The organism is Actinomycetospora atypica (genome assembly GCF_042653685.1).
Taxonomy (GTDB): domain Bacteria; phylum Actinomycetota; class Actinomycetes; order Mycobacteriales; family Pseudonocardiaceae; genus Actinomycetospora; species Actinomycetospora atypica.
Map to the genome: position 1 here is coordinate 19,240 of NZ_JBHSIV010000034.1, position 17,057 is coordinate 36,296.

The 17,057-nt window shown below is 75.6% G+C and carries 18 protein-coding genes; 13 read left to right on the forward strand and 5 right to left on the reverse strand.

Annotation, left to right across the window (positions count from 1 at the left end; translation table 11 throughout):
• Window positions 1–46: 46 nt before the first annotated feature.
• Window positions 47–1,117: a ferredoxin reductase gene (locus ACFPBZ_RS23960; RefSeq protein WP_378038627.1), complete on the reverse strand. Its 1,071-nt coding sequence runs from the start codon at window positions 1,115–1,117 to the stop codon at window positions 47–49.
• Window positions 1,118–1,283: 166 nt separating this feature from the next.
• A complete protein-coding gene (locus tag ACFPBZ_RS23965) occupies window positions 1,284–2,123 on the reverse strand; it encodes a MerR family transcriptional regulator (protein ID WP_378038628.1) in 840 nt (279 codons plus the stop codon).
• Window positions 2,124–2,187: 64 nt separating this feature from the next.
• Here ACFPBZ_RS23965 and ACFPBZ_RS23970 point away from each other — a divergent pair, with 64 nt between their 5' ends.
• From ACFPBZ_RS23970 to ACFPBZ_RS23980, 3 genes are read left to right on the forward strand one after another with little or no spacing between them, the layout of a single operon-like run.
• Window positions 2,188–3,246, forward strand: a complete 1,059-nt coding sequence (locus tag ACFPBZ_RS23970; RefSeq protein WP_378038629.1) for a M4 family metallopeptidase — start codon at window positions 2,188–2,190, stop codon at window positions 3,244–3,246.
• Entirely contained in the window at window positions 3,243–3,554 is a 312-nt protein-coding gene (locus tag ACFPBZ_RS23975; RefSeq protein WP_378038630.1) for a protealysin inhibitor emfourin, read from the forward strand. Before ACFPBZ_RS23970 ends, ACFPBZ_RS23975 begins: the two co-directional genes overlap by 4 nt.
• Window positions 3,551–4,108, forward strand: a complete 558-nt coding sequence (locus ACFPBZ_RS23980; protein ID WP_378038631.1) for an SMI1/KNR4 family protein — start codon at window positions 3,551–3,553, stop codon at window positions 4,106–4,108. Before ACFPBZ_RS23975 ends, ACFPBZ_RS23980 begins: the two co-directional genes overlap by 4 nt.
• 6 nt (window positions 4,109–4,114) lie before the next feature.
• On the opposite strand, the gene ACFPBZ_RS23985 is transcribed toward ACFPBZ_RS23980, so the two are convergent.
• On the reverse strand, window positions 4,115–4,534 hold the full coding sequence (locus tag ACFPBZ_RS23985) for a GNAT family N-acetyltransferase (protein ID WP_378038632.1): 420 nt from the start codon (window positions 4,532–4,534) through the stop codon (window positions 4,115–4,117).
• A gap of 180 nt (window positions 4,535–4,714) precedes the next feature.
• On the opposite strand from ACFPBZ_RS23985, the gene ACFPBZ_RS23990 reads away from it, so the two are divergent.
• From ACFPBZ_RS23990 to ACFPBZ_RS24015, 6 genes are all read left to right on the forward strand, one after another.
• Window positions 4,715–5,179, forward strand: coding sequence for a hypothetical protein (locus ACFPBZ_RS23990; RefSeq protein ID WP_378038633.1), 465 nt, complete (start codon window positions 4,715–4,717; stop codon window positions 5,177–5,179).
• Between the two features lie 132 nt (window positions 5,180–5,311).
• A complete protein-coding gene (locus tag ACFPBZ_RS23995) occupies window positions 5,312–5,869 on the forward strand; it encodes a YceI family protein (protein ID WP_378038634.1) in 558 nt (185 codons plus the stop codon).
• Window positions 5,870–5,882: 13 nt separating this feature from the next.
• A complete protein-coding gene (locus tag ACFPBZ_RS24000) occupies window positions 5,883–6,770 on the forward strand; it encodes a patatin-like phospholipase family protein (protein WP_378038635.1) in 888 nt (295 codons plus the stop codon).
• A 78-nt stretch (window positions 6,771–6,848) separates the two neighbouring features.
• A complete protein-coding gene (locus ACFPBZ_RS24005) occupies window positions 6,849–7,343 on the forward strand; it encodes an inorganic diphosphatase (RefSeq protein WP_378038636.1) in 495 nt (164 codons plus the stop codon).
• Window positions 7,340–8,062: a hypothetical protein gene (locus ACFPBZ_RS24010; RefSeq protein ID WP_378038637.1), complete on the forward strand. Its 723-nt coding sequence runs from the start codon at window positions 7,340–7,342 to the stop codon at window positions 8,060–8,062. Before ACFPBZ_RS24005 ends, ACFPBZ_RS24010 begins: the two co-directional genes overlap by 4 nt.
• Entirely contained in the window at window positions 8,059–9,411 is a 1,353-nt protein-coding gene (locus tag ACFPBZ_RS24015) for a carboxylesterase family protein (RefSeq protein WP_378038638.1), read from the forward strand. Before ACFPBZ_RS24010 ends, ACFPBZ_RS24015 begins: the two co-directional genes overlap by 4 nt.
• Here the strand turns inward: ACFPBZ_RS24015 and ACFPBZ_RS24020 are convergent.
• Window positions 9,378–12,917: an indolepyruvate ferredoxin oxidoreductase family protein gene (locus ACFPBZ_RS24020; protein ID WP_378038639.1), complete on the reverse strand. Its 3,540-nt coding sequence runs from the start codon at window positions 12,915–12,917 to the stop codon at window positions 9,378–9,380. The genes ACFPBZ_RS24015 and ACFPBZ_RS24020 overlap by 34 nt on opposite strands.
• A gap of 206 nt (window positions 12,918–13,123) precedes the next feature.
• On the opposite strand from ACFPBZ_RS24020, the gene ACFPBZ_RS24025 reads away from it, so the two are divergent.
• Window positions 13,124–13,606, forward strand: coding sequence for an Lrp/AsnC family transcriptional regulator (locus ACFPBZ_RS24025; protein WP_378038640.1), 483 nt, complete (start codon window positions 13,124–13,126; stop codon window positions 13,604–13,606).
• Window positions 13,607–13,697: 91 nt separating this feature from the next.
• Entirely contained in the window at window positions 13,698–13,898 is a 201-nt protein-coding gene (locus ACFPBZ_RS24030) for a hypothetical protein (RefSeq protein ID WP_378038641.1), read from the forward strand.
• 64 nt (window positions 13,899–13,962) lie between these two features.
• Here ACFPBZ_RS24030 and ACFPBZ_RS24035 read toward each other — a convergent pair whose 3' ends face one another.
• Entirely contained in the window at window positions 13,963–14,694 is a 732-nt protein-coding gene (locus ACFPBZ_RS24035) for a Clp protease N-terminal domain-containing protein (RefSeq protein ID WP_378038642.1), read from the reverse strand.
• 372 nt (window positions 14,695–15,066) lie between these two features.
• On the opposite strand from ACFPBZ_RS24035, the gene ACFPBZ_RS24040 reads away from it, so the two are divergent.
• Window positions 15,067–16,023: a helix-turn-helix domain-containing protein gene (locus tag ACFPBZ_RS24040; RefSeq protein WP_378038643.1), complete on the forward strand. Its 957-nt coding sequence runs from the start codon at window positions 15,067–15,069 to the stop codon at window positions 16,021–16,023.
• A 37-nt stretch (window positions 16,024–16,060) separates the two neighbouring features.
• Window positions 16,061–17,038: a phosphotriesterase family protein gene (locus tag ACFPBZ_RS24045; protein WP_378038644.1), complete on the forward strand. Its 978-nt coding sequence runs from the start codon at window positions 16,061–16,063 to the stop codon at window positions 17,036–17,038.
• The last annotated feature ends 19 nt before the right edge of the window (window positions 17,039–17,057 follow it).

Genomic DNA, 17,057 nt, shown 5'->3' on the forward strand with positions numbered 1-17,057 from the left:
GGCGACTCCTATCGTTGGCTTGCGGCTGCGGTGGTTGTCGCTGTTGTCAGGCGTCGACGACGCAGTCGCCTGCGGCCGCCGTGACACATGTCTGAATCTTGACGGCGTCCCAGCTCTGTCCGCCGGAGCCGTCCGCGCGGTGCTCGGTGCCGTCGCGCAGGTCGCGCACCGTGCCGGAGCGCAGCGGGACGACGCAGGTGTGACAGATACCCATGCGGCACCCGTACGGAAGTTGCAGGCCGACTTCCTCACCGGCCTCGAGGATCGTCGTCGCGCCGTCGATCTCGATCTCCTTCTCCGACTGGGAGAAGGAGACGGTGCCGCCCTCGGCCTCCCCGCCCGCGAGGTTGGCCGAGAAGCGCTCGACGTGCAGCTGCTCGGAGACCCCGGCCTCCTCGTAGACCCGCTCGGCCTCGTCGAGCATCTCGTTGGGCCCGCAGACCCACGCCTCGCGCTCGGTCCAGTCGGGGCAGACCTCGTGCAGGGAGTCGAGGTCGAGGTGGCCGTCCTCGCGGGTGTGCCGGCGCAGGACGGAGATCGAGGAGTGCCGCTGCTCGAGATCGGAGAGCTCGTCGGAGAACAGGAAGTGCTCGGGGTCGGGCGCCGAGTGCACCACCTGGACGTCGGGCACGGTGCCCCGGCGGTCGAGGGTGCGCAGGAACGCCATGATCGGCGTGATGCCCGACCCGGCCGTCAGGAAGAGGATCTTCTTCGGCGGCGGGTCGGGGAGGACGAAGTCGCCCTGCGGCGGCGCCAGCCGGACGATCGTCCCCGGCGCGACGCCGCGGACGAGGTGCTGGGACAGGAACCCCTCCGGCTGCGCCTTCACGGTGACCGAGAGGTGCCCCGCGTCGCGCTTGGGCGGGGAGGTCAGCGAGTACGAGCGCCAGTGGAAGCGGCCGTCGACCTGCACGGCGATGCCGACGTACTGGCCCGCCTGGTGGTCGAACGACCAGCCCCAGCCGGGCTTGATGACGAGCGTCGCCGCGTCGTCGGTCTCCTGCACGACCTTGACCACCTTGCCGCGCAGCTCCCGCGCCGACCACAGCGGGTTGAGCAGCGTCAGGTAGTCGTCGGGGAGCAGGGGGGTGGTGAAGCGGGCGGCGGCCGAGCGCAAGCGCTGGACCGACCTGGGAAGACCCGCCGACGCCTCGTTCACAGCAGCCTCCGTCTCGACACTGACACGTCACCACCCGTCCCGTGTGACCGGGATCGCTGGGCCGGGGGTGACCCGGGTGACGTGGATCAAAACACGTTGGGGTGTCATATGACATCCCGGGGTGTCACGTGTGGGGTACGTCCTGCCCACCGTCGGTGTCCTCGGCAGCCTCGGTCTCGTCCGGCTCCGGACCGAGCACCTGGGACGCCTCGCGTACCAGCTCGCCCACCGCCCGCGGCATCGTCTCGCGGAAGGCGGACATCACCGTGCGCGCCGCGATCGGCTGCAGGCTCGCGACCGCGTGGCGGACCTCGTCGAGCCGCTCGACGGGCAGCCCGGCGGCGACGAACTCCTGCCACAGCGTCCCGCGGAACAGGTCGACGAAGCCGTCGGCCACCTCGTCGAGCCGGTCCATCACCGCGCGGCGGGTCCGCAGCAGCGCGTCGATCGGCAGGCCGAGCCGCGCGGCCTCGGCGCCCGCCCGCACCATCTCCGGGCTGTGCACGCGGATGCGGCCGTCCTCGATCTCCTCGGCCATCCCCGCCTCGACGAGCGCGTCGAACGACGCCACCTCGCCGCCGAGCCACGAGGTGAACTCGCCGTGGTCCATCTCCACCGGCTCCTCGGCCCGCCACGGGGCGAGCATCTCGAGGTACTGCGCGAGCGCGCGCTCCGCCGACTGGTTCGGGGCGGCCTCCACGAGGCGCTCGATGGCCGCCAGCGAGAAGCCCTCGGCCTGCAGGTGCGTGATCAGCTCCAGGCGGGCCAGGTGCTCGGCGCCGTAGAACCCGGTCCGCCCCTGCATGCGGGGGCTCGGGAGGAGACCGCGGGCGGCGTGCGCGCGGACGTTGCGCACCGTCATCCCGGCATGGGCCGCCAGACGGTCGATAGTCCAGTCGGCCGGAGAGCCCACCACGTGACACCACGCTACGGCTCGCCCCTGCCGGTACCGGTTCGTGTTCACACCGGGTACCGCGTAGCCGGTCGGCGGTGCCGGGTCGTCGTGCCCCTGTGTTCAATTGCGGGCCATGCACGTGTGCGCGATCGCCCCGCCCTCCCTGCTACTGCGGCTCGCCGAGGCCGGGTCGGAGTCCGCCCGGGAGACCCTCCGTGTCTCGGAGCGCCTGCGGGGTCGCCGGCTCGCGGTGGCCCGGGCCCTGCGCGAGCAGGGCGTCGGCGTGCCGCCCGACCGGCCCGGGGTCACCGCGAACTCCGTCTACGACGTCGGGGGCGGCGAGGAGTCGGCCCTGCCCGGGACCCTGGTGCGCGCCGACGGCGACCCGCCCTCGGCCGACACCGCGGTGAACGAGGCCCACGACAACGCCGCGGCCACCCTCGCCTTCTACCGCGACGAGTTCGCCCGCGAGTCGATCGACGGCCGCGGACTCGACCTCGTGTCGTCGGTGCACTTCGGGCAGCGCTACGACAACGCCTTCTGGACCGGCGAGCAGATGGTCTACGGCGACGGCGGGGGCGGCACCTTCGTCGCGGGCGCCCTCACCCGCTCGCTCGACGTCATCGCCCACGAGCTCACCCACGGCGTCACGCAGTACACCGCGAACCTCGTCTACGAGTCGCAGAGCGGGGCGCTCAACGAGTCGTTCTCCGACGTGTTCGGCATCCTCGTCAAGCAGCGCGCCGGCGGGATCGACGCCGCGTCCTCCGACTGGCTGATCGGCGAGGGCGCGCTCGACCCCGCCCTCGGGAAGGCCCTGCGCAGCATGCTGGCGCCCGGCACCGCCTTCTCCGGCGACGACCAGCCGGCCGACATGGACGCCTACGTCGAGCTCCCCGCCGACGACGACCCACGGAACGACAACGGCGGCGTCCACGTCAACTCCGGCATCCCCAACCGCGCCTTCGCCGAGGCGGCCCGCGCGCTCGGCGGCAACGCGTGGGAGACCGTCGGCCCGGTCTGGTACGCGGTACTGACCGACCGGCTGCGGGCGACCGCGCAGTTCGCCGACGCCGCGGCCGCCACCATCGCGGTGGCGGGCGAGCGCTACGGCGAGGGCTCCCGCGAGCACGACGCGGTCCGCGGCGGGTGGGACGCCGTGAAGGTCGTCCCCACCCCGGACCCCCGATGAGGGTCACGGTGGTGCGCTCCGGTGGGATCGCCGGGATGGTCACCACGACGACGGTCGACGCCGCCGACCTCGACGGTCCCGGCGCCGACGCGCTGCGCTCGGCCGTCTCCGGCTGCTCGTTCCGCGAGCGCTCCGGCCCCGTCGCACCCGCGGTGCGCGACGGCTTCGCCTACGAGGTCAGCCTCGCCGACGACGACGGGTCCACCCGGCAGGTGCGCTTCGTCCAGGGCACCGCGCCCGAGGGCATGGACGCCCTGCTGCGCTGGGTCGACGAGTGCCCGGCGGGCCACCGGGAGACCGACCGATGACCGACGGACGCCAGCCCCTGTTCTCCACCCCGCGGGGGAGCGCCCGCGGAGGCGTTCCCGACGACGAGCTCCGCACGGCCTGGTCGGGCTGGCTCGGCTCGCTGCGGGCCCACGGGCTCGACCCCTCACCGGTGCTGCGCCCCGGGGCGGCCCCGACCATGCTCGCCGCCGCCGAGCAGGAGATCGGGACCGCGCTGCCCGAGGACGTGCGCGCCCTCTACGCCCTGTGCGACGGGCAGGAGGACCCCGACGAGGTCGGCGGCCCGGTCCTCTTCCCGGCCCACGCGTTCTGCTCCCTCGCCCGGGGGCTGGACGCCTGGCGCGCGGGCGCCCCCGGGGCGGGCTGGCCGCTGGCCGGGGACGACCGGGGCCACCTGCTGCGGATCGAGCTCGGGAGCCCGGGCGGGCGGGTGCTCGCCGACGGCGACGAGCGGCCGCGGGAGCTCGCGCCCGACCTCGTCACCTACCTCGGGCTGCTCGCCCACGCCCGCCTCGAGCTGCCCGACGCCCGCGCCTCCGGCGACGCGGCCTGGGACGCGCCGACGCTGCGCTGACCGACGTCAGGGCGCCCGGAGCATCGGGACGTGCGGGATGCCGTCCTCGTCGTACTCCGGGCCCGACACCGCGAACCCGAACCGCTCGTAGAACCCGCGCGAGCGGACCTGGGCGCCGAGCACCACGGGGCCGGGCAGGGTCGCGAGCGCCGCGGCGAACAGGGCCGCCCCGGCGCCGGTGCCGCGGACCGCCGGCGCCGACACCACCCGGCCGATCCGGGTGGTGCCGTCGCCCTCGTCGAGCACCCGCAGGCACGCCGTCACCCGCCCGTCCGCGGTCGACCACCAGTGCTCGGCGTCGGGGTCGCGCCCGTCGAGCTCGGGATAGGCGCACTGCTGCTCGACGACGAAGACCTCGACCCGCAGCCGGAGCACCTCGTAGAGGTCGCGGGGCGCCATCGCGTCGAGGCGCGCACGGTGGATCACCCCACGAAGGGTGGCACCACGGACGACCGCCGGTGTATGAACCCCGTGTGGGCATCGTCGATCTCGAGCGGTTCTGGCCGAGCCGCCGCCTCGACGCCTTCGACGAGTTCTGTCGCCCGGACGCCTGACCTCCCCGTCCGTCCCGCGCAGCACCCCTCGTCCCGGAAGGCCCTCCTCGTCATGCCCACGATCACCGCGCCCGCTCCCGCCCCCGTGACCACCACCGGGGTCGGTCCGGTCGTCCTCCTCGACCCCGTCGGCCACGGCCTGGTCGACCCCGCCGGCGGCAGCCGCGACCTCGACGCGATGCTCGACGAGGCCCGCGAGGCCGAGCGGTCGGGAGCGTCGGCCGTCGTCGTGCCGGCCGTGGGTGCCGGGGCCCCCGCCGCCCGGGAGTGGCCCGTCACCGCCCAGGCCCTCGCGGTCCTGCTCGCCACCACCCGCGTGCAGGTGGTCGTGCCGATCCGGGCCCGCGCCTGGGACCTCGACGCCGTCGCCCGGTTCGCGGCCAGCGCCACGGGCCTCGCCGGCGACCGCCTCGTCGTGCGGGTCCTCGGCGCGGGGGCGGCACCGTTCGCCACCCGCCTCGGTGCCCGCTGGGCGGGCCGGGTCGTGGTCGGCGAGTCCGACCTCGCCGCCGCCTGACCCTCGCCCGATCCCCGGCGCGGTCGCACGCCGTCGCGTGCGACCGCGACCACAGCCCCGACACTTGAAGTTTGAAGTGATGGTGCTACGCTCTGCCTTGTCAGTTGATGCTTCAAGCGTCCGGAGGACGTCATGACCGAGACCGCCGCCCCGCAGCTCACCCTCACCGGCGACTACCAGATCGACCCGGCGCACAGCCGCATCGGCTTCACCGCGCGCCACGCCATGGTCACGAAGGTCCGGGGCTCGTTCGGCGAGTTCCGCGGCTCCGCCGTGATCGACGAGGCGAACCCCGCCGCCTCGAGCACCGAGATCATCATCGCCGCCGGCAGCTTCGACTCCAGCCAGGAGCAGCGCGACGGCCACGTCAAGAGCGGCGACTTCCTGAACGTCGAGGTCTACCCGGAGATCACCTTCCGCTCCACCGCGGTCGAGCGCGACGGCGACGTCTGGCGCATCACGGGCGACCTGACGATCCGCGACATCACGAACTCGATCACCGTCGACTTCGAGCAGAACGGCGTCGCGAAGGACCCGTTCGGCAACGTCCGCGCCGGCTTCGAGGGCTCCACCACGATCAACCGCAAGGACTACGGCATCACCTTCAACGCCGCCCTCGAGACCGGTGGTGTGCTCGTGAGCGACAAGGTGGGCCTCGAGTTCGACATCTCCGCGATCAAGCAGGCCTGACAGGATCGGCCGCATGAGCAGCGCGGCGCAGCCCGACGCAGGACCCACCGGCACCACGGCGCTCGTCCTCGGCGGTGGCGGGGTCACCGGCATCGCCTGGGAGATCGGGGTCCTGCACGGGCTGCGCGCGGGCGGCGGCACGCTCGCCCGCGCGCTCGACGCGCCCGCGCTCGTCGTCGGGACCTCCGCGGGCTCCGTGGTCGGGACGATCGTGGCCGCGGCCGCCGACGCCGGCCCCGGCTGGGACCTCGCGCCGGCGCTGGCCGCCCAGCACGCCCCGCCGACGTCGGAGATCCCCCGCGACATCGACCTCACCGCGCTGTTCGAGCGGATGTCCTCCGTCGCCGCCACCGACCCGCTGGAGGCCCGCCGCCAGGTCGGCGAGTTCGCCCTCGCGGTCGACCGCGACGTCGCCGACGACCGCAGGGCCGCGATCGCGGCGCGGCTGCCGGTCCGCGACTGGCCCGCCACGACGCTGCGCGTCACCGCCGTCGACGCCCGCACCGGGGCGCTGACGGTGTTCGACGCGCACAGCGGGGTCGGGCTCGACGAGGCCGTCGCCGCGAGCTGCGCGGTGCCGGGCGTCTGGCCGACGGTGCCGATCGGGGACGCCGAGTACATGGACGGCGGGATGGCGTCGCTCTGCCACGCGACCCTCGCCGCGGGCCACGACCGCGTCGTCGTCCTCGTGCCCTTCCCCGCCGAGGGCAGCGTCGGCACCCGCTCGCTCGACGACGAGCTCGCCGAGCTCCGCGGGACCGGGGCAGAGATCGTCGTGATCGGACCCGACGCGGAGTACCTGGCCGGTCCCGGGCGCGCCGCCCTCGACCCCGCCGGGCGGTCCGCCTCGGCGGACCTGGGCGGACGGCTGGGCCGATCGGTCGCCGTCGATCATCGATGACCCGTTGGGGTGGCCCTCCCGGGGCCGCACCGCCACACTGTCCCCCGCACTAGTCGGTCACCGGGGAGGAGCAGGGGCGTGGAGTTCGACGTCTTCGTCGAGGTGCCTCGGGGCAGCCGCAACAAGTACGAGCTCGACCACGAGTCGGGGAAGATCCGGCTCGACCGGACCCTGTTCACGGCCACGCAGTACCCGGCCGACTACGGCTTCATCGAGAACACCCTCGGCCAGGACAGCGACCCGCTCGACGCCCTCGTGCTCGTGCAGGAGCCCACGTTCCCGGGGTGCCTGGTCCGTAGCCGCGCCATCGGCATGTTCCGCATGACCGACGAGGCCGGCGGCGACGACAAGGTCCTGTGCGTCCCGGTGGACGACCCGCGCCTCGAGCACCTGCGCGACATCCACCACCTCGACCAGTACCACCGCATGGAGATCCAGCACTTCTTCGAGGTCTACAAGGCGCTCGAGCCCGACAAGAAGGTCGAGGGCCACGAGTGGGTCGGCCGGGCCGCGGCCGAGAAGGAGGTCCAGGCCTCCGTCGAGCGCGCGAACGAGGCGGGCTTCACGACATGACCCGGGCGGTGCCGCAGCCCGAGGACTACGACGACGACGGCGGCGCGTTCCTCGGTGTCTCCTACCGCGACGACGGCGACGTGCCGAAGCTGGTCATCGTCGGGATCGCCTGGACCGCCGGCGGCGTCGTCGCCCTGATCGCCGCGGTCCTGGCGCAGAACCTGGCGCTCGCGGTGTTCGGCGGGCTCAGCACCATCGCCGGTGGAGCGCTGTGGATCGCCCTGCGGGCGCGCGACCAGCTCCAGGACGGCGAGTACGTCCCCTACGCCGACCCGTCGGCCGGGTTCGTCGACGGCGACTACGACGACGAGGACGCCTTCGAGGAGGAGCACCCCACCCGGGTGATGTCCGCCGGGGACGGCGGGGACGAGCGCGGCGACCCCGACGACATCGAGGACGCCGAGTACACGGAGTACACCGACTACATCGAGCGGACGCCGTCGGAGCAGGACGACGGGACGGGCTACGACGACGACCGGGTGGCCCAGGAGCGCTGGGAGCAGAGCCAGCGGGACCGGGAGGCCGCCGCCGCGGCCGCGGAGCGCTCCGATCCCGACGAGCCCGCCGACGAACCCACCGACCGACCCACCGACGAGCCGGCCGACCGCCCCACCGACGAGCCCGCCGACGACGCGCCGACCGGGGCCATGACCCCCGGGGACCCCGACGACACGGCGTCCGGGGACTCCGACGACGACCGCCGCGGGAGCCGCGCGTGACCGCCCTCGCCGAGGACGACCCCGTCGTCACCACGCCCTCCGGCGAGGTCCGGGGGCGCGTGCACCGCGACGGCGGCGTCGTCGAGTTCCTCGGGATGCGCTACGCGCGGGCCGCCCGCTTCGCGGCGCCGACGCCGGAGCCCGCGTGGACCGGCGTGCGCGACGCCCGCAGCCCGGCCCCGCAGTGCCCCCAGCTGGCGTCGCGGATGGACGAGATCGCCGGGCCCTCCAACGCCGCCGACCTCGGCCAGGACGAGGACTGCCTGCACGTGACGGTGCGGGCGCCGCGCGACGTCGGTCCCGACGAGCGCCTCCCGGTGATGGTCTGGATCCACGGCGGCGCGTACGTGATCGGCGGGGTCGACCTCGCCTGGTACGACACCGCCCGGCTGGTGACCGAGGGCCGGGTCGTGACGGTGAGCGTCGGGTACCGGCTGGGGATCCTCGGCTGGCTGCGCGCCCCCGGGGTCTCCGAGGGCAACCTCGGGCTGGCCGACCTCGCGGCCGCCCTGCGCTGGACCCGCGACCACGTGGCCGCGTTCGGCGGCGACCCCGCCGCGGTGACGCTGGTCGGGGAGTCGGCGGGCGCGCACGCGATCGCCTGCCTGATGAGCTCCCCGCCGCTGCGCGGGCTCTTCCACCGCGTGATCCTGCAGAGCGGGCAGCTCGGGCTCGGGCTGGGCACCGAGCGGTCGGCCGCCCGGGTCGCCGGGTTCGTGCGCGAGGCCCTCGACGAGATCGCCGGGCCGGGGGCCGACCCGCGCACCGTCGGGATCGACGACCTGCTCGAGGCGCAGAAGCGGGCGATCGTCCGCCACGCCGGCCCGGGCGGGATCAACTCCGCGCCGGCGTTCACCCCGGTCGCCGGGGTGACGCCGCTGGTCGGGGTGTCGGCGGCCGATCCCTGGGTCGCCGCCGCCCACGCCGGTCACCCGATGATCATCGGGACCACGGCCGACGAGGCGCTCACCTTCGTCCGGATCGCCCCGGGCCTGCGCCGGCTCGAGCAGCGGTTCCCCACCGCGGTCCGCCTCGGCGCCGGCCTCGCGACCCACCGCATCTTCGCCGCCCCGGCCCAGCGGCTCGCCACCCGCGCCGCGGCCGCCGGGGCCACCGTGAGCACCTACCGCTTCACCTGGTCGGCCCCCGAGTCCGGGCTGGGCGCCTGCCACGCCATCGAGCTGCCGTTCCTCTTCGGCGGCCGCGAGGCCTGGCAGGACGCCCCGATGCTGGCCGGGGCGTCCTGGGACCGCGACGTCGAGCCGTTGGGCCGCGACCTCCGCCGCTGGTGGCTCGACTTCGTGCGGGGCACGCGTCAGGTCAGCTCGAGGGCCAGCGCCTCCCGGTAGCGGGCGACGTTGGCGAGCTTGATGTCCTCGTAGCCGCGCGCCATGTCGGGCAGCGCCGCGATCCGGGCGGCCCGCTCCACCTCGCCCGCCGCCGCCAGCTCCACGAGCTGCGGGACCAGCGCCCGGTACTCCGCGACGAGCTCCCGCTCCACCCGGCGCACCTCGGCGCGCCCGAACGGGTCGAGCGGGGTGCCGCGCAGCCGGCGCATCGAGCGCAGCGCCGTGTAGCCGGGCCGGAACCACGGGCCGAGGGTGAGCTTGCGGCGCAGCCCCATCGCCCGGAGCACCGGCGGGTGCAGCTTCCACGAGACCGTGGCGTCGGCGCCGAACTCCGCGCGGACCCCCGCGTCGAACGCCGGGTCGAGCGAGAGCCGGGCGACCTCGTACTCGTCCTTGTAGGCCATGAGCTTGTGCAGGCCCACCGCGACGGCCTCGGCGAGCTCCGCCGGCCCGTCCGCCAGGTCGGCGACCACCGCGGCGTAGGACCGGGCGTACGCCGCGTCCTGGTAGGCGACGAGCTCCGGCACGCGGATCCCGACGAGCCGCTCGAGCTCGCTGCCCGCCGGCGCCCCGACCGCGGCGACGATCTCGGCGGCGGCCGCCGCGCCCGCGGCGTCGAGGCCGGGGACCCCACCCTCGGCGGGACGGGTGACGCCGTCGACGAGCGCGGCGAACCCGGCGGGGTCGGCCACCGACTGCCGGCCCCGGCGGAACGCCTGGACGTTGCGCTCCACCGCGGCGCCGTTCAGCTCGAACGCCGCCTCGACCGCGGCCGCGGGCAGCGGCAGGGCGCCGAGCTGGTGGGCCGCGCCGAGCAGCAGCGACAGCGCGAACTGGTCGTCGCCGAAGAGCGCCTCGGCCAGGGCCCGGGCGTCGAGCACGGCGCCCACGTCGGCCCGCACCGCGGCCCGGATCCGGTCCAGCACGGCATCGACCGGTGGGTAGGTCACGGAGGGGTCGACCACCTGGTCCCCGGTGGGGATCTTCGCCGAGGAGATGACGCCGACGGTGCGCGACGACGAGGCCGCCTTCAGGTTGGCCGGCTCGGCGGCCACGAGCAGGTCGGCGCCGAGGTAGAGGTCGCACTCCCCCTCCGCGGCCCGCCCGGCGAGCTCGGCGGTCCCGATCTTGACGTCGGAGACCACCGCGCCGCCCTTCTGCGCGAGCCCGGTCTGGTCGAGCCCCCGGGTGGGCCGGCCGGCGATGCGGGCCGCCGCGGAGAGCACCTGCGCGATCGTCGTGACCCCGGTGCCGCCGATGCCCGCGAGGCGGACCACGGCGTCGTCGGGAACGGTCCGGACCGGCTCGGGCAGGACGTCGGCGGCCAGCGGCTCCACCGTCACGGTCTGCGGCGTGGCACCCGGCTCGACGACGGTGAACGCCGGGCAGTCGCCGTCGAGGCAGGAGTAGTCCTTGTTGCAGGACGCCTGGTGGATGCGGGTCTTGCGGCCGAACTCGGTGTCGACGGGCGTGACCGACAGGCAGTTCGAGGTCTGCCCGCAGTCGCCGCAGCCCTCGCAGACCCGCTCGTTGATGACGACGCGGGTGGTCGGGTCGGCGAGCTTCCCGCGCTTGCGCTTGCGCCGCTTCTGCGCCGCGCACTCCTGGTCGTGGATGAGCACCGTGACCCCGGGCGTGGCCGCGAGCAGCTCCTGCGCCTCGTCGATCCGCGAGCGGTCCCAGACCTTCACCCCGCGGGCGAGGCGGACGCCGCGGTACCGGGAGAGGTCCTCGGTCGTGACGATCACGCGGGTCACGCCCTCGTCGAGCAGGACCTTCACCAGCTGCGTCATCGACAGCTCGCCGACCGCGTGCTGGCCGCCGGTCATGGCGGCCGCGCCGTTGCGCAGGAGCCGGAAGGTGACGTGGGCCTTCGCCGCGACCGCGGCGCGGACCATGAGGCTGCCGGAGTGGTGGAAGGTGCCGTCACCCATGTTCTGCACCCAGTGCGAGGCCTTCGCCGGGTCGGCGAACGGCTCGGTGCCGAGCCAGTGCGCGCCCTCGCCGCCCATCTGCGTGATGCCGGTGACGTCGCCGACCTGGGCCTCCGGCATCAGCATGACCATCGTGTGGCAGCCGATGCCCGCGCCGACCAGCGAGCCCTCGGGCGCGGAGGTCGTCGAGGAGTTGTGCGGGCAGCCCGAGCAGTAGTACGGGTGGCGGGAGGCGCCGGCGATCGGCAGGTCGATCCGGGTGCGCCGGGTGCGGCGCCGCTCCTCCCACGCCTGCACGCTCGGCACGTCGCCGTGCGCGAGCAGCCGGCGGGCGAGGCCCGCCGCGACCGCGTCGGGGTCGAGGTCGCCGTGCTCGGCGAAGAGCGTCCGCTGCCCGGGATCCCGCTTCCCGACGACCGCCGGTGCCCCGGCCCGGCCGTAGAGGCGGTCCTTGATCTGGGTCTCGAGGAACGCCCGCTTCTCCTCGACCACGACGATCTCGTCGAGCCCCTCGGCGAAGCGGTCGACGATGCCGCCCTCGAGCGGCCAGGGCATCCCGACGCGCAGCAGCCGGACCCCGCGGCGGACGAGTTCCTCGTCGTCGAGCCCCAGCGTGGCGAGGGCCTGGCGGAGGTCGAGCCAGCTCTTGCCGGCGGCGACGATCCCGATGCGGGCCGGCCCGCGCCCGACGATGCGGTCGAGGCCGTTCGCGGCGGCGTAGCGGCGGGCGAGGACGAGACGGCGGGCGTGCAGGTCGCGCTCGAGCGGGGCGAGGCGGGGCCCGAGGAGCTTGGCGTGCGGCTCGTGGGCGAAGGCGACGCCGTCGAAGGTGGTGTCGGGGGCGACCGGGGTGACCCGGTCGGGGTGCACGACCGCGGTGCCGGAGCCGTCCGCCACGGCGGTGACCATCTTGAGCCCCACCCAGCAGCCGCTGGTCCGCGACAGGTGCACGGCGTGGCGGCCGAGGTCGAGCACGTCCTGGACGTCGACCGGGTAGAGCACGGGCACGGCCATGTCGGCCAGCGCCGCCTCAGAGGCGCACGGCACCGACGAGGACTTCGCGGCCGGGTCGTCCCCGACGATCGCGAGCGCGCCGCCGTGGCGGGACGTGCCGGAGAGGTTGGCGTGGCGCAGCGCGTCGGTGGAGCGGTCGAGTCCCGGGGCCTTGCCGTACCAGTAGCCGGTGATCCCGTCGGCGACGTCGGCCCGCAGCGCGCCGGTCGACGGGGCGAGCTGGGCGCCCTGGACCGCGGTCAGCGCGATCTCCTCGTTGAGCCCGGGGGCGAACACCACGCCGTGGGCGTCGAGCAGGTCGCGGTGGCGGGCGAGCTCGAGGTCGTAGCCCGCGAGCGGCGAGCCCTCGTAGCCCGAGACGTAGCCCCCGGTCCGCAGCCCGGCGGCCTCGTCGGCGCGCCGCTGGTCCATCGGGAGGCGCACGAGGGCCTGCACGCCGGTCAGCTGGATCTCGCCGTCGGTCCGCGTGTAGCGGTCGCGCAGCGTCAGGCCCTGCGGGGCGGGGGCCGCCACGGGCTCCGGGCGCGAGGCCGGCCGGGCAGGAAGGTCGAGGGTCATGGTGGCGACCTCCGGTGGGTCCCGGGGCCGGCCCGCCCCGTGATCACCGTGGCGGGCCGACCCGAGCGTCTGGTGCTCGGATGGTCGGTGACGTTAGGGAGTTACCCACCAGTGGTCCATTGTTTCACTAGGCAACTGAGCCGTTGGTACAGTCCTGTGAGCCCGACCACGTCCGGATCGGGCCGATGGACCACCGGGAGGCGTCCGTGACGCTCGACGACCTCGACCGCGCGCTGCTGCTCGCGCTCCTCGAGCGGCCGCGGGCGGGCCTGCGCGAGCACGCCCGGGCCCTCGGCGTGGCCCGCGGCACCGCCCAGGCCCGGTTCGTGCGGCTGCAGGAGACGGGCGTGATCACCGGGTTCGCCCCGCGGGTGGCGCCGGCGGCGCTCGGCTACGGGGTGCTCGCCTTCGTCACGCTCCACATCGCGCAGGGCCGGCTCGACGCCGTCGCCGAGCACCTCGCCGGGATCCCGGAGGTGGTCGAGGCCCACAGCATCACCGGGGACGGCGACCTGTGGTGCCGCGTGGTGGCGCACTCCAACGCCCACCTCGAGGAGGTGATCCAGGGCCTGCTCGCGGCCCCGGGGGTGGAGCGGACCCAGTCGGAGATCTCGCTGACCGAGCGGGTCCCCTCGCGCGTGCTGCCCCTGGTCCGGGCCCTGCCGCGCGCCGGTCGGCGACGCGACTGACGCGGCGGGCGCCACGGACGGGTCGTCGGCGTCACCCCCGACGGCGCGGGGTATCACCGCATCAGGTGTGCCCACTGCCCCGGAGGACCCGATGACCGCACCCGAGCTCCGTCCCGCCGCGCTCGACGACGCCGCCCTCGCCGACGTCCGCCGCCTCGAGGAGACCCTGGGCACGCCCGTGGTCGCCTACGAGCCGGAGAGCCCGTACGCCCCGCTGTCCGCCGAGCAGCTCGCCGAGGTGCAGCGCGTCGAGACCGCCCTCGGCGTCCGACTGCTCGCCTACCGCGCCTGAGCCGCCCCCGTCACCGCCATCCCGCCCTGGCCCGCCGGCACCGGCCCCACCGGTGCCGGGAGGCTCAGGCCGGGACGTCGACCGGGCGCGCCCGCCGCTCGGCCGGGACCGGCCGCAGCAGCACGGTGACGGGCGCGAGGCCGACCGCCGGCCCGGGGACGGACGCGGGGACGACGACCGTGTCGGGCTCCGGCGCCCGCCCGCACTCCAGGACGTCGACGAGGTCCGCGACGTCCACGCCCCGGTCGCGGAGCAGGTCGGCGACCCGCCCCGTCCGCAGGAGGGCGAGCACGACGTCCACCGCCTCGAGGGGCCGGCGGGCGCGGCCGGCCTCCTGGGTCACGCGCCGCAGCACCGTCCGCGCGACCGAGCTCAGGGCCACCGAGTCCGGAGCCGAGCCCAGGGGCGGGGTCCCGTCCGCGTCGGTCGTGCCGGCGCCCGCGGCGAGCACCAGGACCGCCGGCCCGGCGCCACGCATCCCGAAGGCGCGGCCGACGTCGCCGCCGTCGCGGACCGCGGCCAGCAGGAGGTGCAGGGTGTCGACGCAGCCCTGCCCGAGGGCCACGGCCTCGCGCCGGGCCCCCTCGACGAGCCGCGCGAGCTCGTCCTGCGCGTCGGTGTCGTCGTCCGCGACGGGGGCCAGGCAGCCCCGGCCGAACGCCGCGGCGTCGACCTCGGGCCCGGCCGGCCGGGGTCGCGGCGACGGCCGGCGCTGGGCGGGCCCGGGGGCCGGGCGGTCCCCGGCCGGGGTGCCCAGCCGCGCCACCAGGTCGTCGAAGATCGGTGTGACGGTCATGCGGACGGTGTCTCCCCCTCGGTGCCCGGCGGCTCGGACGGCAGAGGTATAGCCGCGCTCCGCACCCGAATCCGGGACCCCGCCGACCCCTCGGCGCGCGAGGGTGATCCATCGATCGAGTGAACCGACGCCGCGACGTGACCGCCACGCCCGACGGAGGCGACAGCACCGGCGCGTCGCCCACCCGGACGGCCCAGTGCGGTCGCCCTCCGCCACCCGCATCACCCCCCGGCGCCCCGTGGCGGGCCCCGGGATCACCATCGGGGGAATTCCCGGCCCCTCGCGTGGGGAGCAGCTCTCCCGGCCGTCGGGCGTTCTCCTCTGTGACGCTCCGGTGAGCCCCCGGAGCCGCGACGCGAGGAGGTCTGCGCCATGGGAACGGCCGGACGGGACACCTCGGACGTCACCGGCGACCCCACTCGCGGCGACCACGCCCACGGCGGCGCTGCCCGCAGCGACCTCGCGCGCTCGGTCGTCGGCGCGCTCGCGGAGGCGGCCCCGCCGGCCCGCGACCGCGACGCCGCGGCGGAGGCGGCCGCGATCGTCCGGTGGGCCCGCGTCCGCGACCGCGCCCACCTGCTGGCCGCCGAGCTCGACTCGCCCGACGCCGCGTCCCGGCTCGTCTCCCTCCTCACGCGGATCGGTACCGACGACGGCGCGGTGCGGGGCGACTCGACCCGGGGCCGCTGGCGGGTCGAGATCCCCCGGGGCACCGGGGCCGACTCCCTCCCCGTCCGGCTCGGGCTCACCGACAGCCGGGGCCGGGCGCTGCCCGCCCCGCCCTCCTGGCTGACCGGCGGGTCGCTGCCCGGGGCCGTGGCCACCTGGCGGGGCGCCCTGCTCGCCCGGGGGACGATCACCGGCGAGACCGTGACGCTGCCCTGCCCCACCCCCGGCGCGGCGCTCACCCTCGCCGAGACCGGCCTGCGCCTCGGGGTCCGGGCGCGGCGCGACCCCGCGGGCACCGCGGTGACGGTGCACGGCCGCGCGGAGGTCGCCCTCCTCCTGACCACGTGCGGCGGCCGGGCCGCCGCCGTCGTCGCCGGGCTCGACGACGGGGACCCCGTCGGCCGGACGGGCACGGCGAACGACGCCCGGGCCACCGTCGCGGCGTCCCGCGCCAACGCCGCGGTCGAGGAGGCCTTCGGGACCCTCGCGCGGGCCGGGGTCGAGGTCCCGGAGGGGCTGGCCGAGGCCGGCCGGCTCCGCCTGGCCCACCCCGATCTCGGCCTCGGCGAGCTCGCCGCCCGCGCCGACCCGCCGCTGTCGAAGGACGCCCTCGCCGGCCGGCTGCGCCGGCTCGTCACGCTCGCGGGCCGTCACCGCTAGTCGCGCCGAGCCGGACGGGTCGCGCGACGATGACCCGATGGTGCAGACGGTGCGCGGCGCGGTGGACCCCTCGGAGCTCGGGACGACGCTCATGCACGAGCACGTCTTCGTCCTGACCCCCGACCTCCTGACCAACTACGGCCGCGACTACTGGGACGAGGAGGTGCGGGTCGCCGACGCGGTGGACAAGCTGCGCCGGCTCCGCGAGCTGGGCGTCGACACGATCGTCGACCCCACCGTGGTCGGGCTCGGCCGCGACATCGTCCGCGTGATGCGGGTGAACGCCGAGGTCGACCTCACCATCGTCGTCGCCACCGGCCTCTACACCTTCGACGAGCTCCCCCGGCAGCTCCAGTCGCGCGGGCCGGGATCGCTGCTCGGCGGGGAGGAGCCGATGGTGGAGATGTTCATCCGTGACATCACCGAGGGCGTCGGCGAGACCGGGGTGCGGGCGGCGTTCCTCAAGGGCGTCGTCGAGGAGAAAGGGTTCACGCCCGACCAGGAGCGCGTGCACCGGGCCATCGCCGCGGCCCACCGCGAGACCGGCGCCCCGATCACCGTGCACACGAACTCCGAGCACGAGACCGGCCGGCTCGCCCTGGACCTGTACGAGGCCGAGGGCGTCGACCTGACCAAGGTCGTCGTCGGGCACGCCGGGGACTCCAACGACCTCGACTACCTGCGCGCCCTCGCCGACCGCGGCGCCCTGCTCGGCTGCGACCGCTTCGGGCTCGACCGGTTCAACCCGACCGACCGGCGGGTCGCGACCGTCGCCGCGCTGTGCGCCGAGGGCTACGCCGCGAGCATCGTGCTCTCGCACGACGCGTCCTGCTACATCGACTTCTACGCCGGCGAGGAGGCGCAGCGGCGCCTGAGGGCCGGGGCGCCGAACTGGCACTACGAGCACATCCACCGCGACGTCCTGCCCGCCCTGCGCGCGGCCGGGGTCACCGACGAGCAGATCACGACGATGCTCGTCGAGAACCCCCGCCGCTACTTCACCCCGGCTGGGTAGCGCCCGGCAACCCAGCGGC